Here is a 24,924-nt window from a genome sequence, read left to right on the forward strand (position 1 = left end):
AACCTATAGAACCTGATGTCGTGTTCTGCGCCATAGGATACACGATTTCAAATACCCGCAAAATACGACACGTGGGGCACAATAGAAGTAATCAACAAACTTTTCTGGAAGTCGGGTGCTTTTATGTCGAACGAAACGCTCAAAGTGGCGCATTTCGAACGTGTCAGCGAAAACGGCGACCTGGTGTTCTCCGTGGACGGCAACACATTCGCGGTGCGTGTCGACGACCGGCTGGAGCAGGGAATACTCGCCAGCAAGCAGATCAGGCAGGAGCGGGAGGGCTCCCCCGATCCCCAGGCCAGCGCCACGATACCGATCTCCACCATCCAGTCCATGATCCGCGCCGGCTATTCCCCCGAGGAGGTGGCGCGCAACTATTCGGTGGGCGAGGCCCTGGTGCGCAGGTTCGCCCAGCCGGTGGAGACGGAGAAGAAGTACGCCATCAGCCAGTTCTTCTCGGCTCCGGTGCCGGGCATCGCGAAAAACCGCAACGTCTCCGACATGATCGCGTCGTCGCTGCGCGGCGCGCATGTCTCCATGGATTCCGTGCAATGGCGGGCCACCCGCAACGGCAGGGAGCCATGGCGCATCCACGCCTCGTTCGAGACGGCGGGCCGGCCCATCAAGGCCGAATGGTCGTGGGACATGCGCGACAATTCGGTCACGCCCATGAACCCCACAGCGCGCAAGCTGCTGAAGTCCGCGGAGTTCGAGGCGGCGGCGAGCCACGATCTGTTCGACGACGGGCTCGGGCCGATTCCCGTTTCAGCGGGCTCCCCAACCGATGGCGATAATGTCCGCATCGTGGACAACCCATCGGTCTCCCCCGCAGCGCAGACCGCACCGGTCCCTCTGCCGTCCGAGGAGCAGACCGCCGCCCATGACCGCAGGACCACCGTGTCCGCGGATGCCGCGACGGAGCCCGATTCCACGACCGACGACGCGCAGGCCACCGGCTCCTGGCTGTATGGCGATGCCGGCTCCGCACGGCAGCCGGCATCGGATGCCCACGGCTCTCCCAAGGCATCCACGGGGGATGCGCCTCTCCCGCCGCTGGTGCCTTCCGCGCAGGATGGCGAGACCGACGACGCGCGGCAGAAGCGTAAGGGACGCCGCTCGGCCGTGCCCAGCTGGGACGAGATTCTGTTCGGCGAATGATCGACGGTCGGCGAGACCCCGTGCCGCCGACCGTCGCCGGATGAATCAGGCCATGTCCACGAGGAAGGGGATGTCCATCTCCAGGCTGGTCTGCGAACCGTGGACCGACGGCAGCCTCGTCGCCTTATCGGACTGTATGCGGGAGTCGACCACGGTCACATGCTGCGCGGCGCTGACGAGCACGTCGCCGATCATCGGAAGCACCCTCTCGTCGACGTGTCCGTAGACGCCGTCCGCGACGGCCTGCGAGCGCGTTCGCACCAGTGCGAGATCGCCCAGCCGTTCGCGCCATCGGTCGGCGACGTCGTCGGGGCTCTCGTCTTCCTCGACGTAGAGCATGGCGGCTCGGGGTTCGCCGCCGACGGCCGCAACGCCGCGGGCGAGCTGCGGTTCGGCCGCGATGTCGATGCGTTGTTCCGGCGACGAGCTCACCATGCCGTGGTCGGCGGTGATGACGATGAGCGTGCCTTTGGGGGCGTTTCTGCGCAGTGCGCTGAGTTGTGCGTCGATGCGTTCGAATGCGCCGATCCATTTGTCGGAGTTCCATCCGTAGTTGTGGCCTGTCTTGTCGGCGTCGCGGATGTACAGATAGGTGAGTCCGGGTGTGCGGGCGGCGTCGCAGGCTGCCATCACACGGTCCTTGGGCAGTACGTTCGGTATGTAGTCGGCTCCGCGGAACGCCGCCATGGTCAGCGGCGATGATGCGAATTTCGGCAGGCCGGACGAGGTCACGCGCACGTGTTGCGCGGCGAGGCGTTCGAATATGGTGGGCTGGGTCTGCAGGCGTTCGGGGTCGACGGCGTCCTTGAACTGGATGAGCTGGCAGATCTGCCCGGTCTCGGTGTTCATCTGCGTGTAGCCGGTCATGGCCGTCAGGCCGGGGCATGTGCCGGTGCCGAATGTGCTCATGGCGGCCACGGTCGTGCTCGGGTAGCAGGTGGATATGGGCCTCTCTCCGATGGAGTCGCTCATCAGGGAGCGCAGGTAGGGGGCGTGTCCGCGGCGCATGGCGATGTTCCAGTAGCCGAGTCCGTCCACGAGCACGATGATGGCGCTGGCGGCGTCGGGCAGTCCCAATTGTTCGCGCAGCGCATGGGGGTCGGGGTGTATCGGCGTGGGCGTCGGGTGTCCGATGGCGTCGCTGATCGCGGGGAGCACGGCGCCGAGGTGGCGGCCCCCTCCCCTGCCGTCGGCTTCGACGTCGTAGCGCACCGTCGGTCGTAGACGTAACAGGTCGCTGGTATCGGGCACTTCCACACTCATACGTTCCATTGAACCACTGGCACAGGTCAACACGACGTAATATAGATAGTCGATTCACCCACGTAAGGAGTTCACGCGTTGGCCACCAAGCACAGAACCAAGCCTTCCTTCGACCCGCGTTCGGTCAAGGAGAACATCGTCGATACGCCGTTGAACGAGGAGATGAGCAAATCGTTCCTCGAGTATGCGTATTCGGTGATCTACGCGCGTGCGCTGCCCGATGCCCGCGACGGCCTCAAGCCGGTGCAGCGGCGCATCATCTATCAGATGGGCGCGATGAACCTGACTCCGGATCGTGCGTATATGAAGTCGGCGCGTGTGGTGGGCGAGGTCATGGGAAAGCTGCATCCGCACGGCGATTCGGCCATCTACGAGGCCATGGTGCGTCTGGCGCAGCCGTTCGCCATGCGGCTTCCGCTGGTCGACGGCCATGGCAATTTCGGCTCCCTTGACGACGGGCCGGCCGCCTCGCGATACACCGAGGCGCGTCTGGCGCCGGCCGCGCTCGGCATGAACGCGGACATCGACGAGGAGACCGTGGGCTTCCGCCCGAACTACGACAACAAGCTTGAGGAGCCGGAGGTGCTGCCGTCGGCGATTCCGAACCTGCTGGTCAACGGCTCGTCCGGCATCGCGGTGGGCATGGCGACGAACATGATCACGCATAATCTCGGCGAGGTCGTGGCCGCGGCGAAGCATCTGATGCGTCATCCCGAGGCGTCGGTCGACGAGCTGATGCGGTTCGTTCCGGGTCCGGACCTGCCGGGGGGTGGCGTGATCATCGGCCGCGACGGCATCCGCGACGCGTATGAGTCGGGTCGTGGCGCGTTCGTCACGCGGGCGGTGACCCATATCGAGAACATCACGGCCCGCAAGAAGGGCATCGTGGTGACGCAGCTGCCGTTCATGGTCGGCCCGGAGAAGGTGCTCGAGCGTATCTCCGAGGGTGTGAAGAACAAGAAGATCGACGGGGTCACCGGCGCCCTCGATCTGACGGACCGTCATAACGGCACGCGCATCGTGATCGAGGTGAAGACGGGGTTCAATCCCGAGGCCGTGCTGGCGCAGCTGTTCAGGCATACGCCGCTGCAGGATTCGTTCACCATCAACAACGTGGCGCTGGTCGACGGGCGTCCGCATACGATGGGGCTTCGCGAGCTGCTGTCGGTGTGGATAGACCATCGCCGGTCGGTGATCCGTCGGCGCAGCGAATTCCGTCGGCGCAAGGCGCAGGAGCGTCTGCATCTGGTCGAGGGACTGCTGCTGGCACTGCTCGACATCGACGAGGTTATCCAGGTGATCCGCAGTTCCGAGGACGCCGACACCGCGAAGGACCGTCTGATGGCGGTGTTCGACCTCGATGAGATCCAGTCGCAGTACATCCTCGATCTTCGTCTGCGCAGGCTGACGAAGATGAGCCGCATCGAACTCGAGGCCGAACGCGACGACCTGCGCAGGCGCATCGAGGAGCTGACCGAGATCCTCGGCTCCGACGAGAGGCTCGACCGCGTGGTGGTCGACGAGATGGACGCCGCCGTGGCGAAGTGGGGGGATGCCCGCCGCACCGTGCTGCTCGACCGGGACGAGGATGGCGGTCTGCATGCGGTGACGAGCGAGGCCCCGTCGGCGTCTTCCGGCGATGGGACGGCCGCCGACGCCATCATCGCGAGCGCGCAGAACATGGCTCCTGCGTCGAGCGCCGTGCAGCAGACCGCGAAGGCGGCGGCGAATCCGGCGGCGGTGCCGCTGACGATCGCGGACGAACCGTGCGCGGTGCTGCTGAGCGCCACGGGACTGATCGCCCGCATGCCGCAGGGCGCGATGGACGCGTATGCGGCCCGTACCGCCGCCACGCCGCGTGCGCGGCACGATCAGATCGTTTCCATATTCTCGACGACGACCAGGTCGGATTACGGTCTGGTCACGTCGGCCGGACGGTTCGTGCTGGCGCATGTGAGCGACCTGCCGTCGCTGCCGGCCGCGGAGACGTTGAGCGTGGAGGGCGGCGTTCGTGCGGACGAGCTGCTGACGATGACGGAAAGCACCGAGCCGGTCGACGGCGAGCATGTCATCGCGGCGGTGTCTCTGGATGATTCCACGCCGCTGGCCATCGGTACGCGCAACGGTGTGGTCAAGCGTTGGAACCGCGAGTCCCCCACGACCATGGATTCCTGGTCGGTCATCGACCTCAAGGACGGCGATGCGGCGTTGCATGCGGCCCCGGCCGGTGACGACGACCGTATCGTGTTCGTGTCGTCGGATTCCTCCCTGCTGACGTTCGCGGCCGGCAGCGTGCGCGCCCAGGGTCGCAATTCCGCCGGCATGGCCGGAATCCGTCTTGCCGAGGGCCGTCATGTGGCGGCGTTCGCGACGGTGCCGGCAGGCAAGGTGGCGTGGACGTATGAGGAGGGCGCCGACGGCCGGACCTCGCAGTCCGGGGCCGTGGTGCTGACCGTGGCCGGTGATTCGGAGGCGCTGGAGGGCACGGAGAACGGTTCCGCCAAGGTGACGCCGCTGGAGATGTATCCCACGAAGGGCCGTGGCACGGGCGGCGTGCGTTCGCAGCGCTTCCTCAAGGGGCAGGACACGCTGATTCTCGCCCATGTGGGGCCGTGGCCGCTGTTCGCCGCCACGGATTCGGGTGTTCCGGTGGAGCTGCCGAACGTCGACATGCGCCGTGACGGATCGGGTGTGGAGCTGACCGCCCCCATCGGTTGCGTCGCCTGACCGGTTGGCGGCCGCCGGCGATCAGGGGTAGAGTTTCATGCCCTGCGGCGCCGGCGTGAAGCCCGCCGCATGCATCCATGTCCGTATCGGCGTCCGCGCGGTGAGCGGCATGCCGTTGATGTCGGCGAAGAACAGCGTGGATTCGTATCTGCGGCGCAGTGCGTACGCCAGTTCCGTCAGCGCGCGTCTCAGCATCCGTTCATGCGCGTCGTCGATCGACGTCAGGGCGGTGAGATGATGGCTGCGTGGAGCGGCGTACAGGACCGCCGATCCGTCGACGATGACGGTCATGGTTCCTTCTCGCCGTGCGGGTTTCGACGCCGGGCGCGACTCCAGGTCGCCGGGATCGTGGTGTGCGGTCGGCCACGGCAGGATGGCGCCGTAAAGGTTCGCGGGGTCGAGCGTATCCACCGCCGCCACGCTTTGCGGCCGCTCCTCCGCACGCCGGCGCAGGGCGTCCACGGTTCGGCGTTTCGCGAACTGTGATGCGCCGAGGCCTTCGACGAACATGCCGCGCACGAGGTCGCCGCGCTCCTCCATGGCCTTCAGGACGGGGTACAACGCGGTGAGGCCGCCGTCGATGCCGGCCATCTGCACCAGTGACGGCGCGATGATGCCGTAGCGGTCGAGCAGCATGTCCACGGTTGCGACGGCGCGCTGTGCCCCGGCCGTTCCACGGTCCCTGTCGTTTTCCGGGCCATCGCCGGCCGCGATGGCGAGCACGCTCGACCACAGTCCGCCGAATTCGGCGTATGCCGGCGCGTCGGCCACCCGTCGAGATCCCCTAGCCACGGCCGTCCTCCGGCGGCGGACCGACGGGCGCTTCATGGTCGCCGTATGCCGTTTCGACGCCGATGCCTGTCCGATCTGCGCCCGTATGGGGGCGAATGCGCTGCCGGTGATGAGTCCATGCCATATCAGCCGCCGCATATGGCTCTCGAACGATGATGGACCGTCGTCGCCGACGAGTTGACGCGCGTGGAATGCGCCGCCGTCATGCAGGCGTTCGAGTATGGGGTCGGCTTCCGCAGGCTCCGATGACGTGGGCATGATGGCGGAGGCGGCGATGTACCAGGCTATGGAGCCGGTCGCCGACGCGCTGTTTCCGGGATGCGAGCCCACCCACGTCGTTTCCGCGGAGGCGAGCAGTTCGTCGAGCATCGGCTGCCGGTAGTCGCGTACGCGTGCGGGGAACACGGCCGTTTCCCACATCGCCGCCGGCAGCGCCAGCCCCTCCAGTTGCTCGATGACGCGCAGCACGCCGTCGGGGCCTTCGTATCGTTCCCCTCCCACGCATCCGACGCCCTGCATGGCGAGCACCATGCTCTGATAGGTCTCCGCATCCACGGGGCGGACCGCCGCCCGCGCCTTGGCCAGCGAACGGGAGCGGAGGATGCGGAACACGTCCGGATGCAGGTACTGGCGCTCTCCCGCATCGTCCGGTCCGTCCATGGCGACGAGTGCGGCTGCGAACGTGCCGGCGAGCAGTCGGCCCTCCTCGGCCAGATAGCGCAGTTCGGCCCGCGTCTGTCCGAGGTGGAGCCCGAAGCGTTCGGCGATGTCCCGCGCGAGGAACGGCCCATGCGTGCGTGCATATCGGAGGATCAGGTCGTCCGGGTCCTCGTCCAGTCGCCGACGGTCTTCGGGCGTGGCCCAGTACCGGTGCGGTCCGATGGGCATGGGGGCCGCGCGCCGGGCCTCATGCAGCGTTTCGAGCATGTCGTTCACCTGCGCGATCGGAGCCGTGTCCGCATCGTTTCCGACGGTTCCGGTGCCGGCACCGGTGTCGATGCGTTGCGCGATCTCCTCCGCGGTCAATGGTCCGAGCGTGCGCAGCAGGTCGGCCACGCCCTCCATGCCGTGCCTGCGCCGCCCGTCGGACAGGCATTGCAGCCCCCGTTCGACATCGGCGGTCACGTCCGCGTCCAATACCTGCGTCAGGTCCTCGTCGCCGTTGCCGAGCAGTTCGGCGAGCACGTCGACGTCCATGGACAGCATGGCGGCGCTGCGTTCGGCCTGCGGCACGTCGTACTGGTACATGTTCGCGCCGGTGTAGCCGAACAGCAGCGTCTGCGCGAACGGCGACGGCGTGTTCACGGTCACGTCCTCGATATCGATGCGCCGTTCGTTCAGCGCGTCCATCAGCGAGCGCAGGGCGGGCATGTCGTAGACGTCCTGGAGGCACTCGCGTGCGGCCTCGAGCATGAGGGGGAAGTTCCTCAGCCCGCTTGCGGCGGATTGCAGTTGGGCGGCTCGCAGCCGCTGCTGCCAGAGTGGGACGCGGCGGCCGGGGTTCATGCGGGGCATGAACAGCGAGCGTGCCGCGCATTCGCGGAATCGTGCGGCGAACAGCGCGGTTCCGGAGATCTCCCCGCGTACGGTGTGCTCCAGATCGTCGGGGTCGAAGACGAACAGGTCGACGCCGGGCATGGGCTGCCCGGTGTCGGGCAGTCGCAGCACGATGCCGTCGTCGTCGGCCACGGTCTGGCCCTCGTATCCGTATCGGTCGCGCAGTCGCGCGTTGATGCCCATAGCCCAGGGCTCATGCACGCGGCGGCCGTATGGCGAATGGAGGAGTACGCGCCAGTCGCCGTCCTCGTCCTGGCAGCGTTCGACGACCAGCGTGCGGTCGTCGGGTATGACGCCGGTCGCGGCCCGTTGTTCGTGGAGCAGTCGTGCGAGGTTGTCCGTGGCGTTGCGGTCGAGGCCGTCGGCGGTCAGGCGCTCGCTTGTCGGTTCGTCGAATCGCGTGCCGTCCAGTCCGTCGGCCAGTTCCCGGGTCATGTCGCCGAGCCTGCGGCCGAATTCCGCGTCGCGGCCGTCGCCGTCGCCGTGCCAGAACGGCAGTCGTGCGGTGCGTCCCGGTGCGGGCAGCACGATGACGCGGTCGTGGGTGATCTGCCGTATCTGCCATGTGGAGGTTCCGAGTGTGATCACGTCGCCCACGCGGGATTCGTAGACCATCTCCTCGTCGAGTTCTCCGACGCGTTTGGGCCCGTTCCCGGCGAGTTCGTCGGGCAGGACGACGCTGTAGGTGCCGCGGTCGGGTATGGTGCCGCCGGAGGTGACGGCGAGCCGTTGCGCGCCGGGTCGTGCGGTTATGGTGCCGGTCTTGCGGTCCCAGAGGAGTATGGGGCGGAATGCGGCGAACGCCTCGGTGGAGTATGCGCCGGACATCATGGCCAGCACCGCGTCGAACATCGTTCGCGGCAGGTCGGCGAAGGGGGCGCCGCGGCGTACGGTGCGATACCAGTCGTCGGCGTCGAGCGGGTCCATGGCGGCTGCGGCGACGGTCTGCTGGGCGAGGACGTCGAGCGGGTTGGCGGGGACGGCGAACGCTTCGATGTCGCCGGAACGCATGGCCTCCACGGCGGCCGTCGTGTCGAGGATCTGCCGGCGGGTGAGCGGGTGGAATCTGGCGTGGGAGACGCCGCCGACGCGGTGGTCGGCGCGGCCGATGCGCTGCAGTCCGCTGGCGACGGAGAACGGCGGCGATATCTGGATGACGAGGTCCACGCTTCCCATGTCGATGCCGAGTTCGAGGCTGCTGGTGGCCACCACGCAGCGCAGACGGCCGGCCTTGAGGTCGTATTCGACCTGTTTGCGCCGGTCCTTGGACACGGAGCCGTGATGGGCCATGGCGATGGTGTCGTCGGGGTCGTGGTCGTTGACGAGCATGGTCGAGGAGCCGACGACGGCCGCATAATGCTGTGATGACCCGTATTCCACCGGCTGCGGCCCGTGACGCCGCTGCGCATAGAGGTCGTTGAGCCGTGCGGTGAGTTTCTCGCACAGTCCTCGCGAGTTGACGAAGACGAGGGTGGTGTGGTGGTCGAGCACCGCGTCGAGCACGCTGCGTTCGACCATGGGCCATATGGAGCCGGTCTTCCGGTCGTCGTCCTCGTCGGTGGAGGAGGAGGCGAGGTCATGCATGTCCCTGACGGGTTCGATGACCTTCAGCTCGTATCGTGGCGTCTGCGATGGGGTGACGATGGTGACGGGGCGGTTGCCGCCGAGGAAACGCGCCGCCTCGTCGGCGGGGCGTACCGTGGCGGACAGCCCGATGCGTTGCGTGGGACTGCCGGTGAGCCGGTCGAGTCGTTCCAGGCTGACGGCGAGGTGGGCGCCGCGCTTGGTGCCGGCGATGGCATGCACCTCGTCGATGATGACGGTGTCGACGCCGCTCAGGATGCGCCGCGCCTTGGAGGTGAGCATCAGGTACAGCGACTCGGGCGTGGTGACGAGGATGTCCGGAGGATGGGATGCGATGCGGCGGCGTTCCTGCGGCGTGGAGTCGCCGCTGCGCATGGCGACGCTGATGTTCGGCCGCTGGCCGCCGTCGTGTTCGAATTCGCAGGCGATGCCGTCCAACGGCCCGGTGAGGTTCCTGGCCACGTCCGCTCCCAGCGCCTTCAGCGGCGAAATATACAGCACGCGCACGCCGGAACGCCGCACGTCGCGTTCGACGCCGCCGGGCGAGGGAACATCGTCGGATGATGGAATGTCGTCAGATGATGCAGCGTCGCAGGCTGTGCGTTCCCGTATCATCCGGTCGATGGCGTAGAGGAACGCCGAGAGCGTCTTGCCCGAGCCTGTGGGGGCGATGACGAGCACGTTGTCGCCGGAGCGGATGGCGGGCCATGCCTCGCGCTGCGCCTCGGTGGGTTCGCCGAACGTCGCCGTGAACCAGCGCCGCGTCTGCTCGGCGAACGACGACATGGCCCCGTCCGCCGCCTTGTCCTCGCTCATTGGTGTCGCTGGTAGGCGATGACGATGAGGCAGATCACGACGACGATGCCGGTCAGGAGCCGTATCCACATCGAGTTCGGCAGCCAGTTCTGCCATTGCGCCACGACGAGGGCGGTGATTACCAGCAGGCTGATGACTATGGGACGTGTGTTCATACGTTTCAACCTAGCCGTGTCCATCGTCCGTCGTCAACATCGTCCGTCCGGCGTCGCCATGATCCGATGTCATTCGATGCCGGTGATATACGTGACGCCGTCGTCCGGCGCGAGTATCGGCGCGGCGAGCAGACCGCATGGCGCCGGCCCGTCCCCCTGCTGCGACGTTCCGGCGTAGTATCGGTTCGCGGCGGACGGCAGGATGTCGAGGACGATTCGGTTCACACCCGCTTCGAGGGCGTGGCCCAGCGGTATCGGGCCGGCCGGCCATGGCGCTTCGGCCGCGCGCCGTCCGTTGACGTGCACGGTGACGGATCCCTTGACCCGCGGGATGATGAGGTTCCATCCCCGTTCCGGCGATTGGTCGATGACGACGTCATGAACGTATCGTCCGGTACCGCAGAACGTGGGATATCCCTGACGCTCCCAGCCGACGGTCGGGTCGATTGACACCGGCATCGTTCCCGTGCCGTCGTATGGCATGAACCGCCAGCCGGACGCCAACGTCATCGATGCGGGAGTCGGCGTCCCATCGGCAACGATCTGCAGCAGCATGACCTGATGGGGGCGCATCCGCAGTTCGATGCGCGGACCGACGCCGCGTCCGCGGACCTCCGCCGGCTCCCCCACCATGCCGTCCGCCGGATTCCATGAGATGAGCCGGGCATGGCTTACGCCGGTTTCGACGACCGCGGTCTTGCTCCGGTCGGAGTCGTTGAACAGCATGATGCGCTGGCAGCCGTGGCGGTCCCGTCCACGTCGCACCCACAGTTGTCCGGATTCCGGCGTCGTGTCGGTCACACGAGGGCACGGCCGGACGGTCTCCATTACGTCGGCCGTCAGCCTGTGCCATTGCGGCAGTCCGTCGCGAATGTGCCGTCCGTCGATCGTCAGACTCCCCAACCGTCCCGGAACGAGGCTTCCGGCAGGCTCCCCCGCCACTGCCTTGGGAAGTCCGCCGGTGGCGAACACCGTACCGCCGGCGTCGACGAACCGTTCGATGACGTCGACGGAGCGTGCGTCGCCAAGCACCTGCACTCCCGGCAGCACGAGCACGGGGAACGTTCTGCCGTCCGGAAGACGCAGGGCGCCGCCCTCCACGGAGCCCCCTGCGAGGTCGCGTTCGTCGATGATGGCGTAGTCGATGCCGTCGCGGGCGAGGTTCTCGCACCACATCGCCATGTGCCGGCCGAACCCGTGCTTCGGCCCGTACGCCCAGTCGGTGGCCAGCGGGTAGAGCACGGCGACCTCGTCCAATGGCTCGCATCCGTCGAGGAACACGGAGACCCTGGCGGATTCGTCGGCGAAACGCCGGTGGAAGCGGAACCATGGTTCGTGGTTGACGCCGGGGGCAAAGTCGAACCGGGGGTTGACGAACATCTCGGCCGAGTCGTCGCCCTGCGGCCCGCCGCCGGCCGGCTCATGGCCATCGGTGAGCCAGAAGGCGTGCATGAGCAGCTGTCTCATGCCGAGTACGTGGTGCCGCATGGTCTGCGAGCGCAGCTGGTCGAGGGTGAGTTCCCACCATCCTGCCGCGAAGTGGGAGCCGGACACGACTCGGCCGAAGTACTGTTCGACGATGCAGCCGCTGCGGCCGTGGCTGCGGGCCACGGAGTCGCCGAATTTGGCGGAGAGCTGCGGGTAGTCGTTACGGGCGTCGACGCCGGTGATGTCGCGCCATGCGTCGATGCCGAAGTAGTCGAGTCCGAAGTTGGTGCGCGGGTCGTCGGCGATGATGGTGCTGGTCGGATCCCATGAGGAGACGTGGCTGAGCACCTCATGGCCGCTGAGTTTGAGTCCGTGGTCGTGGCACCAGGCGCTGATGGTGCCGAAGAACGCGTCGATGCCCTGTCTGGCGTAGCGTTCGTAGAACCATATGCGGTCGTCCACCGTGTCGTCGCCGACGTCCGTGGCCCATGCCAGCAGTATGTGCGGCCATCGCTTCCCCGCCTCGTGGGCGAGTTCGCGGTAGAACCGTTCGTCGTACATGAGCGTGGATGCGGTGGTGCCGTGGTTCTGCGCCCAGTCGAAGAAGCAGGCGTGAGGCTGGTCGAAGAACACGTAGGCGACGGTCGTGCCGAGATGTTCGCCGAACGCCCTCGCGTATGGTTCGTAGCCTACTTCGGTGAACCGGCGGGCGGCGGCGGGGTCGAGGTAGTTGATCATGCGGCTGGTGGCGCAGCGCGCCGCCACGAAGAACGTGACTTTCCGGCGTCCGTAGACGGTGCCGTCCGTGAGGTCGGCCTCGGCGGCGCATCCGTCGGAGTCGGCGGACGTGAGCCGCGCCCGATCCGTCACATCGAGGATGGTCGGGGCCTTGGCTGCATCGTTGTCGTCGACGTCGTAGGCGACGGCGGCGACGAGGCGCCATTGGTTCCATTGCGGCCGGCCGCCCTCGAACACCCAGTCGCGGCCCTGCTGCAGCAGGTAGTCGACGTCGACGGCGTGGATGCCGTCGATGGCGCCTTCGACGTGACCGCGGTCGTCGACGTCGGCGGTCACATGGAACAGGTGCCGTTCGCGCAAATCGTCGTGGCCGCCGGCGACGACGCGGCCGCCGGCGTGGCCGGACAGCCAGTTGTATTCGTCGTATATGCCGATCGTCATGCCGTGGCTGCGGGCGACGTCGGTGGCGTGGCGGCACATGCGCAGGTAGTCGTCGCCGAGATAGTCGGCGAGCGGCATGGACATGCGCGCCTGTATCTGGAAGGAGCGGTATCCGGCTTCGTCCATCCGGCGGATCTGGTCGTCGATCTCGTCTTCGGTGGGGATGCGATGCCAGAACCAGTAGGTGGCCGGTGCGTTCCACACGCCGGGGTGCCGGAAATCATCGAGCTCCCGGCTGTCGTATGCGTTCAACGCGTCCATCGGATGCCGCTCCTTCCTCTGCGCCGGCCGGTCAGTCGGCCGCTGACTGTTCTGCGGCGGTTTCGATTCGGGACCGGTCGGGCCTGGGGCCGAGTTTGAATCCGTAGGTGAGGATGGCGTAGATGACGGTGCCCACGATCATGGCGACGACCACGCCGATGTTGGTCGAGCCGATGACGCCGGCGCGCTGTTCGGGGGTGAGCAGGAAGCCGACGACCCTGGCGATGTTCGGGTCGGCGCTGGTGACCATGCCGAGACCCACCACCGTGGCGACGCCCATGGCCGTCAGTGCGGTCCATCGGCCGGACCTGCCGCCGAGCCCCTTGGGCTGTGCCATGCGCACATCCCATCCGTAGCGCTTCTGGCGGATGAAGTCGATGAGCTGGATGCCGCCCATCGTGCCCATGGGCACGGCGATGAGCGCGAGGAACGCCTGGAAGGTGGCGAGGAACGACGTGGAGATGAACAGCAGGTAGAAGGCGCCGAAGGCGATGATGCAGCCGTTGATGATGGTGATGACCACACGGGAGCCGGGCAGCCCGACTGCCATGAGGGCCAGTCCGGATGAGTAGATGCCGGTCATGGCCGCGGAGACGAGGGAGATGACGATGACGATGCTGAACGGCACGAAGAACCAGGTGGGCAGGAGCACCGTCAGCGCGGCGATCGGGTCGGCGGCCGCGGCCTCGCCGAGCTTGTCGTTGGTGGCGGCGAGCAGGATGCCGAGAATCAGCAATACGGTGACGGGCAGGGAGATGCCGAGGGTGGTCCAGCCGATGACGCCGCGCGCCTTGGTGTCCTTAGGCAGGTAGCGAGCGAAGTCGCCACCGTAGTTGAGCATGCCGAGGCCGACCATGGTCATGGCCATGACGATGCCGCCGACGAACACCATGGGTCCGCCGTTGGGGTGTGCGGCCAGTTTGTCCCAGTGGATGTGCGGCAGGATCATGGCGATGAACACGACGGTGAACACGCCGGTGATCCATGAGATCCACTTCTCGGCCTTCATGATCAGACCGTGGCCGGCGACGGCGAACGCCATGGTGACGACGAGCACGACGATGAACCAGACGAGCACGAGCCATGTGGCGGGCGTGCCGTCGGCCTTGGCGAACATGGCGGGGTTGAGCCGGGCGAAGATGTTGGCGCCGGTGGTGGAGGCCAGCGTGATGATGGTGACCTTCCATCCGATGTTCGACAGGTAGGCGAAGAACGCGATGATGCGGTTGCCCTGGTATCCGAATGCGAAGCGCGTCTGGGTGAGCGTGGGCAGGCCGGTGCGGGGGCCGCCGACGGAGAGCACGCCGACGAGGAACGAGGAGATGGCGTATCCCAGGGTGCCGGCGACGATGGCCTGCCACGGGCTCAGGCCGAGCCCGTAGACGTAGATGCCGTAGCTGATGCCCATGATGGAGACGTTCCATGCGAACCATACGGAGAACAGGTCCCGTGACCTGCCGTGCCGTTCGCCTTCGGGCACGGGTTTGACGCCGTTGGATTCGGGTCCCGCCGAGGGGGCGGCCTTCACCGCCGTCGTGTCGTTGTCGCTCATTGCCGTACTTCCTTGATCGCGGAAAGGCCCGCGAGCCGTCGGGGCGCACGGGCCGGTCGAAACAGGTACAGGGTGAATGTAGCACGCGATCGAGAAGTTATGGTCATTTTGACCATAAGATACGGCGTGTCACCGGACCACGGCGACGCTGCCACGACGGATGAGCTTCGGGGGAATGACGACGCGCCGACCCGCAGGAGCGTCGGAACGTTCGATCCGCCCCCGCATCATCGTCGCCGATTCGCCGGCGAGACGGCCGATTCCCTGACCGATGGTGGTCAGGTCGAATTCGAATCCGAAGCGTTCGGCGATGCCGTCGTATCCCATGACCGACATGTCGTCGGGGACCCGCAGGCCCAGTTGCGAAAGACGCCCCATGAGACCGAGCGCCATGAGGTCGTTGCAGCAGAACACCGCCGTGGCGCCGGACTCGACGACGGCGTCGGCCGCGGCGTATCCGCCGGCATGGCGGTAGTCGCCTTCGATCAGCGCCGACGGCCGCAGACCGACCTCGCCCAGCGCCTCGACGAAGCCGTCACGACGGTCGCCTGCATTGCCGACGCGGGCGTCGCCGTACACGCAGGCGATGCGCCGGTGACCGCATTCCATGAGGTATCCGGCCGCGAGCCGGCCGCCCTCATGGTTGTCGATGCCCACGGCGTCGCACCATTCGCCGGAGGGCATGCGGTCGACGAGCACCACGGGGCATCCGCAGCGGGTCACGTCGAGGCGGAACCCCTCCATGTCCGATCCCGACTCCCCTGCGGATATGAGGAACATGCCGTCCACGCCGCGGGCCGCGAGACGGGTGATGACGTCATGCTCCGTGCCGCGCGAATCGTCGGTGTTGGCGATGATGAGCGAGTATCCCATACGCCGGCATTCGTCCTCGAGGCGTTTGGCCAGGGACGCGAAGAACAGGTTCTGAATGTCGGGCACGACGAGCGCCAGCAGCATGGAGCGTTGCGTCACCAGCGTGCGCGCCACCTGGTTGGGCACGTAGTCCAATGCCTCCGCCGCTTCGAGGATGGCGCGGCGGGTCTCTTCGGAAACCCGCGAGGGGCGGTTGTTGAGCACGAGGGAGACGGCCGTCACGGAGACGCCCGCGGCGGCCGCCACATCCCTGATGGTCGTTCGCTTGGCCATGTGACTCCCGGTCTAGGAGAACAGCTCGCGCACCTGCCGCGTGGTGCCGTACGAGGCCTGGGCGCCCTGTCCGGTGGCGGCGTAGGCGGAGACGTAGGATGCCACCTGCGCGCTGGTCACCAGATCGTGACCGGATGCGAGGCCGGCGAGGATGGTGCCCATGAAGGAGTCGCCGCACCCCGTGGTGTCCACGGCGTCGACCTTCACCGGCGCGATGCGGTGCGCCCGGCCGGAGTCGATGACCACGCTGCCGTCGCCGCCGAGGGTGACCACGGCCTGGTCGAAGCCGAATCCCGCCATCTGCGCGACGATGGCGTCCCAGTCCACGGCGTCCCAGTCGCCGTCCCCGGGCTCGTCGATGCCGAGCAGCTGGCTCATCTCATGCTCGTTGACGAGCAGGATGTCGGCGTTGTCGATGAGGTCCCGCGGCAGTTCGGGGATGAACGGCGAATCGTTGACAAGCACCTTCACTCCGGCCTTGTGGGCGATGCGGGCGCTTTCGATCACCGTCGGCATGGGGCTTTCGAGGCACAGTCCCAGGACCGCGGCGTCGGCGATGAGATCGGCATGGTCGCGTACGTATTCGACGGTGACCTTGCCGTTCGAGCCGGGCGAGTAGACGATGGTGTTCTCGCCGTGCGAGTCGACGGTGATGACGGTGGTGCCGCTCGCGCCGTCCACATGCTTCACGTCGTCGGTGCGCACCCCGGCCTCGGCGAGACGGTCGAGCAGGAACCTGCCGTTGTCGTCGTCGCCCACGGCGCCGAGCATGTGGACGTTCGCCCCGATCTTGGCCGCCGTCGCCGCCTGGTTGCCGGACTTGCCGCCGGGCAGCACGCGCAGGGGACCTCCGTTCACGGTCTCCCCCGGCTGGGGCAGCCGTTCGGTCGTCACCGTGTAGTCGGCGTTCATCGAGCCGACCACAATGAGGGACCTGTCCGTCTGCGCGAAGGAATCAAGATGGCCGAGGGCCTCGTCCCTGCCGATGTTCACCACGTTCATCACCATAACCGTCTCCTTACGGTCAGCCGCCCGGCGCGAAAAACACAACCGCATTGTCACACCGCTCCACGATGGGCGGGATTGCTTTGTCATTCCTTATGGTAAAACGCTAAACCAGATTGTGCAAGCCGCCCTCGGACGGCTCTCCTACGAAAACGGCCGTCCCATGATGACGGGACGGCCGTGAAAACGCCTGGGGACCAGGGTCACGCATCGATGTTGGCGCGGTCGAAGTCGTCGGCGTTGTCGACGATGAACTGCTTGCGCGGCGGGACCTCGCCGCCCATGAGCAGGCTGAAGATCTCCGACGCCTGGGCGGCATCCTCCATGCGGATGCGGCGCAGCATGCGCGTTCGCGGGTCCATGGTGGTGTCGGCCAGCTGGTCGGCGTCCATCTCGCCGAGGCCCTTGTACCGCTGGATGTCGCCGTCGAAGCCGATGTGGTCGCGGTTGAGCTGTGCGGTGCGGCGGGCCAGCTCGTCGTCGGAGTACGTGTAGATGACCTCGCCCTTGCGCTTGCCGGTCAGCGCGATGCGGTGCAGCGGCGGCACGGCCGCATAGACGTGCCCGTGCTCGATGAGCGGCCGCATGTACCGGTAGAACAGGGTGAGCAGCAGGATGCGGATGTGCGCGCCGTCGACATCGGCATCGGTCATCATGATGACCTTGTTGTATCGCGCCTGGGAGATGTCGAAGGTCGCCCCCGAGCCGGCGCCGATGACCTGGATGATCGAGGCGCACTCCTTGTTGGCGAGCATCTGGGAGACGGACGCCTTCTGCACGTTGAGTATCTTGCCTCGAATCGGCAACAGGGCCTGGAACATGGAGTTGCGGGCCGCCTTGGCGGTTCCCAGAGCGGAGTCGCCCTCCACGATGAACAGCTCGGCGATGTCGTCGTTGCCGGGCTGGCAGTCCGAGAGCTTCGACGGCATGGACGCGGATTCGAGCGCGTTCTTGCGACGTGTGACCTCCTTGGTCTTGCGCGCCTGGATTCGGGCGTGCATCTCGCCGACGATCTTCTCGAGCACGCGGCCGGACTGCTCCTTGTATCCGCGCTTGGAGCCGGCGATCATCTCGCCGAACTGCCTGTCGGTGAGCTTGGTGACGATGGGCTTGACCTGCGCGGTGCCGAGCACGTCCTTGGTCTGGCCCTGGAACTGCGGTTCGGCGATGCGCACCGTGACCACCGCCACGAGTCCGGTCATCACGTCGTCGCGTTCGACCTTGGTGGCGGAATCCCTGAGGTTGACCTTGAGTCTGCGGGCGTTGGCCTCCACGTTCCTGCGAACCTGCCGGGTGAGCGCGTTGAGGAAGCCGTCGACGTGCGTGCCGCCGCCCGGGGTCTCCACCACGTTGACGAAGCTGCGGATTGTGGTCTCGTAGTCGTTGGTCCACCGCAGCGCGATGTCGACGCCGCAGGTGCGTTCCACCATCTGCGCATGCAGGTCCCCGCCGGGGCCGACCACCTGGGTCTCCTCCTGGTAGGTGCCCTCGCCGCTCACGTGCCAGATGTCGCACACGGGTTCGCCCTTGGAGAGGAAGTCGACGTAGTCGATGACGCCTCCGGTGTGGAGGAACTCCTCGACGCGGGCGTGCGGGTGCCGCCCCATATGTCGGTCCACGGCCTCCTGCGAAGGCGCGGGCGCCGTCACGGCATCGGCCTTCCCGGCCGCGTCGTCTTCCGTCCCGGCACCCTGCGTCTCCGGCGTCGCGGAGGTTTCGGCGAGCGGCCCGTCCACCTCGCGCACGTCGTCGATGGATTCGTCGCCGGTTTCGGGGATGTTCTCGTCGATCACCGTGATGGACAGGCCCGGCACGAGGAAGCTGGTCTGGCGCACGCGGTCGATGAGCTGCTCATAGCTGAACTTCGCCGTGGAGTTGAAGATCTCCGGGTCGGCCCAGTAGCGGATGCGCGTGCCCGTGGTCTTCTTCGACACCTCGCCCACCTCGCGCAGTTCCGTGGGGGAACGCTTGCGGGTCTTCTTGAACGGCGAGGCCGGCGAGGGATGCTCGGGGTCGGCGTCCGTGTACACGCCGGGATGCCCCTGGCGGAACTCCATGCGGTAGGTCTTGCCGTTGCGGTCGACCTCCACGTCGAGACGCGAGCTCAACGCGTTGACCACCGACGAGCCGACGCCGTGCAGGCCTCCGACGGCGTTGTACGATGCGTTGCCGAACTTGGCGCCGGCGTGCAGCTTGGTGAGCACGACCTCCACGCCGGTCAGACCGGTCTTCGGCTCCTTGTCGACGGGGATGCCGCGGCCGTTGTCGGCCACGGTGATGGACCCGTCGGTGTGCAGCGTCACCACGATCTTCGTGCAGAATCCGGCCAGGGCCTCGTCGACGGAATTGTCGATGATCTCCCACAGGCAGTGCATGAGCCCCTGGGAGTCGGTGGTGCCGATGTACATGCCCGGACGCTTACGCACCGCGTCCAGGCCTTCGAGCACCGCCAGGTCCTTCGCGCCGTAGTCTTCCTTGGTTGCTGCCATATCCCCACTCAATCGTTATCGGATTACATCTGTATTGGAATCATGCATCATCCCATATCACGCGAACGGCGGATGCCCATGCATGGCATCCGCCGAACCGCAGTCGATATGACATGACCGTCGCGCGTCACTGATCGAGGAAGTCTCGCAGCGTCTGCGAGCGCGACGGATGACGCAGCTTCGACATCGTCTTGGATTCGATCTGGCGGATGCGTTCGCGGGTCACGCCGTAGACGCGGCCGATGTCGTCAAGCGTCTTGGGCTGGCCGTCCTCGAGGCCGTAGCGCATCTTGATGACGCCGGCCTCACGCGGCGAAAGCGTCTCGAGCACCTGCTTGAACTGCTCCTGCAGCAGCGAGAACGCCACGGCGTCGGAGGGTGCGATGGCGTCGGTGTCCTCGATGAGGTCGCCGAACTCGGAGTCGCCGTCCTCGCCGAGCGGGGTGTGCAGGGAGATGGGCTCGCGGCCGTACTTCTGCACCTCCTGCACCTTCTCGACCGGCATGTCGAGCTCTCGCGCCAGCTCGTCCGGCGTGGGCTCGCGACCGAGGTCCTGCAGCATCTGGCGCTGCACGCGGGAAAGCTTGTTGATGACCTCCACCATGTGCACGGGCACGCGGATGGTGCGGGCCTGGTCGGCCATGGCTCGTGTGATGGCCTGGCGGATCCACCAGGTGGCGTACGTGGAGAACTTGAAGCCCTTCTTCCAGTCGAACTTCTCGACGGCGCGGATCAGGCCGAGGTTGCCTTCCTGGATGAGGTCGAGGAACAGCATGCCGCGGCCGGTGTAGCGCTTGGCCAGCGAGACGACGAGTCGGAGGTTGGCCTCGAGCAGGTGGTCCTTGGCCTTGCGGCCGTCGTTTGCGGCCCACTTGAGTTCGCGGCGGCGCTTGAAGTCGAGGTCGTCGCCCTGGGTATCGAGCAGATGCTGCGCGTAGAGTCCGGCCTCGATTCGTTCGGAGAGGTCGACCTCCTGCTCGGCGTTCAGCAGGCTGACGCGGCCGATCTGCTTGAGGTAGTCCTTGACCGGGTCGGCCGTGGCGCCGGTGGCGATCACGCGTCGCTTCGGGTTGCCCGACGGCGTGTAGTTGTCGTCGTCGTCGAGGTCGGTGACGACGAACGCACCCTTCTCCTTCGGCTGTTCCGGCGGCTTCGGCTTGGACTCCTCCTCGTCCTCGGAGGATTCGCCGTCCTCGCCGTCGGCCTCGTCCTCGCCGTCGGCGATGCCGCCGTCGACGTCATCGAAATCGCCGTCGAGGTCCGCGTCCTCGTCGACGCCGTCGGCATCGTCGAGCAGTTCGTCGTCGAGTTCGATGTCGTCGTCGCTCTTCTTGCGGGAACGCGACGCGGTCTTCCTGGTCGGCTTCTTCGCGGTTGCCGACTTGGTCCGCCTGGTACCGGAGGACTTGCGTGTCGACTTCGCCGAGGCCCGCTTCTTCGTGCCGGCCGCGGTGGTGGTTTCCTCCGCCTCGTTCTCGCCGGAAGTCGCATCCTTCGCCGCCGCACTACGTGTGGTTCTACGCGTTGCCGTCGTCTTCTCGCCTGCCAACTTGTCCTCCTGGCTTCGTCCTGCCATCGCCTTCTAGCATGAAAGCACACTTATGGCAAGAGCAAATTGTCAACTAATAGAGTGAACCACGTTCCAAGGACGATTATTCCCGGTCCCGCCGCTCCCGCCATGCGGGACGGACCTCGCGGCCTATCGCGCCGGCGACGATGGCCGCCAGCATGCACTGCTCGTCGAGGCTGAGCGCATGCAGGGCGCAGGCGAGCGACTGCTCGTCCCGGCCGACCCACCACAGCACGAACGACAGCACCGCCAGCGGCTGCACGCAGTAGGGCACGGGCACGCGGCAGACCATATGCGCGAGCGCGTCGATGCCCCGCTGGCATCGAACCGGATCCGGTATGGCGGACTCATCCTCGAACCCTGTGGTCAGGGTGTCGTAGACGAGTCCGACACTGTGCGGATCGCGCGGTTTCGCCACCAGCTCAACCAGCCGTCGTTCGTCCACCGGTCCCATCACGGCCAGCAGCACCGCGTCGCGCATGGACAGCGTCTCGCTCATGCCCACGCACAGTCCGACGACCATGTGGGAGTCCAGTTCGTCCGTTTCCCCGGAGAGCCTGCTCGTCCAGGAACCGATGAGCCCGCGGGCCCATTCCCCGTCCGCTTCGGATGGTCCTTCGGCCCGCCGTCGCCGCCGGAACGAGTCGCGGACCCCGTCCATGCGCTCCGGGGCTATTCTCAGCTCGCATAGGTCCTCCTCGCGGGCGTATGGCCCGGTGAGGGGATGCAGTCCCACGTCGTTGATGTCGGTCATGTCGCCGTCGGTCGTGTTTCCATCGACCATGTTGTCGTCGGCCATCGTCGGCTCCTTGTCGTCGTCCTCTCCCCCGTCCTGCCCCATACCTGCCACTATGGCAGATTCCGGCATCTCCCCCGCGGCCCGTCGGACATTGTTGACGGATGTGCGGCATGCGTGGCGGCAGAACGTTTTGCGGATTGTTGACGGCTGCATCGGTTGTCAACACCGATTCGTTACTCTCATAGGTATGACCGTTCCTGACCTGACCAACACGTCCATGCCCCCGGCTCGGGGATTCTCCGACGGCGGGCCCTCCCGGACCCGCGACTGCATCGAGCGGCGCATCGCCGAACTGACGCGGCTGTATTGCTCCGCGCGGGAGACCGGCATGCCCGATGACGTGCTGGGTCCGGCCGTCACCGAGCAGGCCCTGGTCTCCGGGAAGGGAGGCAAGCGGCTTCGGGCGCTGCTGCTGCTCGATGCATTCGGCGCGGCAAACCCCGACGAAACGGATTCCGCCGCCGCGCGCAGTGCCCTCGACATCGCCTGCGGCATCGAGGTGTTCCAGACTGCCGCGCTGATCCACGACGACATCATCGACGAGGCCGACGTCCGCCGCGGCCGTCCCGCCGCCCACAGGGCGCTCGGGGCCTTCGCACTCGGCAGCTTCCGGGATGTCGATGACGCACGGGCGCGGACCCTGGGAAGCGGGCTGGGCATCATGCTCGGCGATCTCATGGCCACGGCGAGCGTGTCGATCATCAACGCAGCCATCGACGCGCTGCCGAACCGGGGACGCATCATGGACCGGTTCCTCGCCATGCACCGCGATGTGGAGGTCGGTCAGGTGCTCGACCTCGCGGCGGAGCATCTGAGCCTCGACGATCCCGCCGCCCTCGCCGAGGGGTCGCTCGCGGTCTTCCGATGGAAGACGGCGAGCTACACCACCATCGCGCCGATCGAGCTGGCGCTGCTCGCCTCGGGGCTGGAGGAGGACGTCTGCCATGACGCCGCGCTGCGCATCGGCACGCCGCTGGGCATCGCCTTCCAGCTCGCCGACGACCTGCTCGACGTCGTCGCGGACACCGCGGCCACCGGCAAGCCGGTCGGTGGAGACATCCGCGAGGGCAAGAGGACCGTGCTGCTCGCCGACGCACTCGCCGGGGCAGACGCCGATGACGCCGCATATCTGCGCGAACGGTTCACCGCACCGCACCGTGGCGACGTCGACGTGCGTCGCATCATCGGCCTGTTCGTATCCACCGGGGCTGTGGAACGCTCCCGAGAGCGCATCATCGGCCTATGGCGCGAGGCGAACGAGGGCATCGCGGCGTACGCCGACGCATTGGGACTGGACGACCGGGACCTTGCCATGCTCGTTTCGGCGTGTTCGCGTTTCATCCCCCCGGACCTGCGCGTGGAGATTTCCACCTCATCGCGTGGCGGGGCCGACGACGGACGACGCTGAATCGTAGGATGATAGGCATGAGCGAAGTGACGGGAGCCCCCATCGGCAAGATCATCGACAATCGTTATCGAATCACGCGCAAGATAGCCGAGGGCGGCATGGCCACCGTCTACCAGGCCACCGACGTCCGCCTTGACCGCTCCGTGGCCATCAAGATCATGCACATCCAGCTGGCGCAGGGCCCCCACAGGGACCAGTTCGTGCAGCGGTTCCATCGGGAGGCACGATCCGCCGCGGCGATCGCGAACCCCCATATCGTGCAGATCTACGACACCGGCGAATACGACGGACTGGACTATCTCGTCATGGAGTACGTGCATGGCGTCAACCTGCGCTACGAGATGAACCGGGTCGGCACGTTCAGCGTGCGCGAGACGATTCGCATCATCGGGGAGATACTCGACGGTCTCGCGGCGGCGCATGGCGTGGGCGTCGTGCATCGTGACATCAAGCCGGAGAACATTTTGCTCAACGACCGCGGCCGCGTGCAGATCACCGACTTCGGCCTCGCCAAGGCGGCGTCACAGGCCACGCTGGCGACCACCGGCATGCTGCTGGGCACGGCCGCGTATCTCGCGCCGGAGATGATCGAGGACAATCTCGCCACCCCGCAGGGAGACCTGTACTCCGTGGGCATCATGGCCTGGGAGATGCTCGCCGGAGAGGTGCCGTTCACCTCGGACAATCCCGTGACCATGGTGTTCAAGCATGTGCATGAGGACGTTCCCGCCCTGGCGGCGCAGCATCCCGGTGTGCCGAGGCCCGTCTCCGAATTCATAGCGCGCCTGACCGGCAGAAGCGTTTCGGACAGGCCGGATGACGCCGCGCAGGCGTTGCGTGAACTGCAGGACTTCTCGCGGTCGCTCACCCCGACCGAGCTCGCCTACCGCATCGGGGACGGCCCGCAGCCGCAGCCGACCAGCGTGCTGCCGGTCTCCGACATCGCCGCACCCGTTCAGGAGGACGATGTCGCGCCGCTTGCCACGGAGGTCATCGGCGACGGGGGGAAGGACGCGGCGACGTCCGGCGCATCCGATGCCGTCGCCGGCAAGCCGCGCAGGCGCCTCGCCATCATTCTCGGCACGATTGCGGCCGTGGCGGCCATCGCCGCGGGCGGATTCGCCTGGTGGCACTATCTCGGTCCCGGAAGCTACTGGACCGTGCCCTCGGCCGATGACGTGGCCTGTACACAGGGCCGGACATGCTCCATCAAGGGAGCGAGGTTCGCCGACTACGAGCGCACGCTGAAGGTGACCGGCATCCCCTATACGACTTCCGAGGAGTTCAGCGACACCGCGAAGAAGGGGACCATCATCTCGGCCAGTCCGTCCAACGTGGGCGATCATGTGAGCAAGCGCAACAACGACGTGATGACGTTCGTCATCTCCAAGGGCGTGCGGCAGCTGACCATTCCCGCCGACATCGCCGACTCCGGCTCCGCCAACGGCAAGGACCCGATCGGGGCCTTAGAGAAGACCGGGTTCACCTCGATCGCGCACGACACGTCGAAGGACGAATACTCCATGGACGTGCCCGAGGGCGCGGTCATCAGCATCGACCCGAAACCGGGCTCGACCGTCGACCACAACCGCACGATCACCGTGGTGCTGTCCAAGGGACCGATGCCGGTGAGCATGCCCGATGTCGTCGGCCGGACGAAGGCCGACGCGCTCTCCATGCTCGGACAGGCCCGTCTGAAGGTGAGCGCGAGCGAGACGTATTCCGACACGGTGGCCTCCGGCAAGGTGATCTCCTCCTCCGTCAAGGCGGGGACGCAGCTGCATTGGGGCGATTCGGTCAGCCTGGTCGTCTCCAAGGGACCGCAGATGGTGACCGTCCCCGATGTGCGCGGCAAAAGCCAGGACGAGGCCACGAAGACGCTGAAGGCCCTGGGTCTGGACGTGAAGATCAGCGCCCCGCTGGGCAACCTCACCCATACGGTGCGTCTGCAGGATCCGGCGCCCGGCAAGCAGGTGCGTGTGCGGGACACGAAGGGCAAGGCCACGACCGTCACGCTCACCGTGGTCTGACGGCC

General features: G+C 66.7%; 14 protein-coding genes. 4 read left to right on the plus strand and 10 right to left on the minus strand.

Annotated features, from left to right (window positions below; genetic code table 11):
* The first annotated feature begins 144 nt into the window (after positions 1–144).
* Positions 145–1,158 (plus strand): septation protein SepH, encoded by a 1,014-nt coding sequence (gene sepH, locus CS006_RS08270; protein WP_165777312.1) that lies wholly within the window; start codon positions 145–147, stop codon positions 1,156–1,158.
* Between the two features lie 45 nt (positions 1,159–1,203).
* Here sepH and CS006_RS08275 read toward each other — a convergent pair whose 3' ends face one another.
* The gene (locus CS006_RS08275) at positions 1,204–2,421 is read right to left on the minus strand and encodes an alkaline phosphatase family protein (RefSeq protein WP_100511354.1); all 1,218 of its coding nucleotides are present in this window, start codon (positions 2,419–2,421) and stop codon (positions 1,204–1,206) included.
* A 78-nt stretch (positions 2,422–2,499) separates the two neighbouring features.
* Between CS006_RS08275 and CS006_RS08280 the strand changes: the two genes are divergently transcribed.
* A complete protein-coding gene (locus CS006_RS08280) occupies positions 2,500–5,148 on the plus strand; it encodes a DNA gyrase/topoisomerase IV subunit A (protein WP_243386963.1) in 2,649 nt (882 codons plus the stop codon).
* A gap of 21 nt (positions 5,149–5,169) precedes the next feature.
* On the opposite strand, the gene CS006_RS08285 is transcribed toward CS006_RS08280, so the two are convergent.
* From CS006_RS08285 to CS006_RS08320, 9 genes are all read right to left on the minus strand, one after another.
* Positions 5,170–9,897 (minus strand): ATP-dependent helicase, encoded by a 4,728-nt coding sequence (locus tag CS006_RS08285; protein ID WP_100511355.1) that lies wholly within the window; start codon positions 9,895–9,897, stop codon positions 5,170–5,172.
* Positions 9,894–10,052: a hypothetical protein gene (locus CS006_RS10775; protein WP_165777313.1), complete on the minus strand. Its 159-nt coding sequence runs from the start codon at positions 10,050–10,052 to the stop codon at positions 9,894–9,896. The genes CS006_RS08285 and CS006_RS10775 overlap by 4 nt, the downstream gene beginning before the upstream one ends.
* Before the next feature lie 69 nt (positions 10,053–10,121).
* Positions 10,122–12,920 carry a type 1 glutamine amidotransferase family protein gene (locus CS006_RS08290; RefSeq protein WP_100511356.1) on the minus strand — a complete coding sequence of 933 codons (2,799 nt, stop codon included), beginning with the start codon at positions 12,918–12,920 and terminating at the stop codon, positions 10,122–10,124.
* Between the two features lie 31 nt (positions 12,921–12,951).
* The gene (locus CS006_RS08295) at positions 12,952–14,472 is read right to left on the minus strand and encodes a purine-cytosine permease family protein (RefSeq protein WP_100511357.1); all 1,521 of its coding nucleotides are present in this window, start codon (positions 14,470–14,472) and stop codon (positions 12,952–12,954) included.
* A 129-nt stretch (positions 14,473–14,601) separates the two neighbouring features.
* On the minus strand, positions 14,602–15,618 hold the full coding sequence (locus tag CS006_RS08300) for a LacI family DNA-binding transcriptional regulator (RefSeq protein WP_100511358.1): 1,017 nt from the start codon (positions 15,616–15,618) through the stop codon (positions 14,602–14,604).
* Positions 15,619–15,630: 12 nt separating this feature from the next.
* Positions 15,631–16,626 (minus strand): ribokinase, encoded by a 996-nt coding sequence (locus CS006_RS08305; protein WP_279324830.1) that lies wholly within the window; start codon positions 16,624–16,626, stop codon positions 15,631–15,633.
* Between the two features lie 200 nt (positions 16,627–16,826).
* Positions 16,827–19,112, minus strand: coding sequence for a DNA gyrase/topoisomerase IV subunit B (locus CS006_RS08310; protein WP_100511359.1), 2,286 nt, complete (start codon positions 19,110–19,112; stop codon positions 16,827–16,829).
* Positions 19,113–19,239: 127 nt separating this feature from the next.
* Positions 19,240–20,688, minus strand: a complete 1,449-nt coding sequence (locus CS006_RS08315; protein ID WP_100511360.1) for an RNA polymerase sigma factor — start codon at positions 20,686–20,688, stop codon at positions 19,240–19,242.
* A gap of 76 nt (positions 20,689–20,764) precedes the next feature.
* Positions 20,765–21,523 (minus strand): hypothetical protein, encoded by a 759-nt coding sequence (locus tag CS006_RS08320; protein ID WP_133119553.1) that lies wholly within the window; start codon positions 21,521–21,523, stop codon positions 20,765–20,767.
* Positions 21,524–21,698: 175 nt separating this feature from the next.
* On the opposite strand from CS006_RS08320, the gene CS006_RS08325 reads away from it, so the two are divergent.
* Both CS006_RS08325 and CS006_RS08330 read left to right on the plus strand, forming a co-directional pair.
* Entirely contained in the window at positions 21,699–22,889 is a 1,191-nt protein-coding gene (locus tag CS006_RS08325) for a polyprenyl synthetase family protein (RefSeq protein WP_423734839.1), read from the plus strand.
* A 17-nt stretch (positions 22,890–22,906) separates the two neighbouring features.
* Positions 22,907–24,919 (plus strand): protein kinase domain-containing protein, encoded by a 2,013-nt coding sequence (locus tag CS006_RS08330; RefSeq protein ID WP_100511362.1) that lies wholly within the window; start codon positions 22,907–22,909, stop codon positions 24,917–24,919.
* Positions 24,920–24,924 lie beyond the last annotated feature (5 nt).

The sequence above is a fragment of the Bifidobacterium primatium genome, from assembly GCF_002802875.1.
Lineage (GTDB): Bacteria > Actinomycetota > Actinomycetes > Actinomycetales > Bifidobacteriaceae > Galliscardovia > Galliscardovia primatium.

Excerpts from the sequence above, each read along its gene's own strand:
- CS006_RS08275 (WP_100511354.1), bottom strand. The coding sequence starts at position 2,421 with ATGAGTGTGGAAGTGCCCGATACCAGCGACCTGTTACGTCTACGACCG.
- CS006_RS08285 (WP_100511355.1), bottom strand. The coding sequence starts at position 9,897 with ATGAGCGAGGACAAGGCGGCGGACGGGGCCATGTCGTCGTTCGCCGAG.
- CS006_RS10775 (WP_165777313.1), bottom strand. The coding sequence starts at position 10,052 with ATGAACACACGTCCCATAGTCATCAGCCTGCTGGTAATCACCGCCCTC.
- CS006_RS08290 (WP_100511356.1), bottom strand. The coding sequence starts at position 12,920 with ATGGACGCGTTGAACGCATACGACAGCCGGGAGCTCGATGATTTCCGG.
- CS006_RS08295 (WP_100511357.1), bottom strand. The coding sequence starts at position 14,472 with ATGAGCGACAACGACACGACGGCGGTGAAGGCCGCCCCCTCGGCGGGA.
- CS006_RS08300 (WP_100511358.1), bottom strand. The coding sequence starts at position 15,618 with ATGGCCAAGCGAACGACCATCAGGGATGTGGCGGCCGCCGCGGGCGTC.
- CS006_RS08305 (WP_279324830.1), bottom strand. The coding sequence starts at position 16,626 with ATGGTGATGAACGTGGTGAACATCGGCAGGGACGAGGCCCTCGGCCAT.
- CS006_RS08310 (WP_100511359.1), bottom strand. The coding sequence starts at position 19,112 with ATGGCAGCAACCAAGGAAGACTACGGCGCGAAGGACCTGGCGGTGCTC.
- CS006_RS08315 (WP_100511360.1), bottom strand. The coding sequence starts at position 20,688 with ATGGCAGGACGAAGCCAGGAGGACAAGTTGGCAGGCGAGAAGACGACG.
- CS006_RS08320 (WP_133119553.1), bottom strand. The coding sequence starts at position 21,523 with ATGGGGCAGGACGGGGGAGAGGACGACGACAAGGAGCCGACGATGGCC.
- CS006_RS08325 (WP_423734839.1), top strand. The coding sequence starts at position 21,699 with ATGCCCCCGGCTCGGGGATTCTCCGACGGCGGGCCCTCCCGGACCCGC.
- CS006_RS08330 (WP_100511362.1), top strand. The coding sequence starts at position 22,907 with ATGAGCGAAGTGACGGGAGCCCCCATCGGCAAGATCATCGACAATCGT.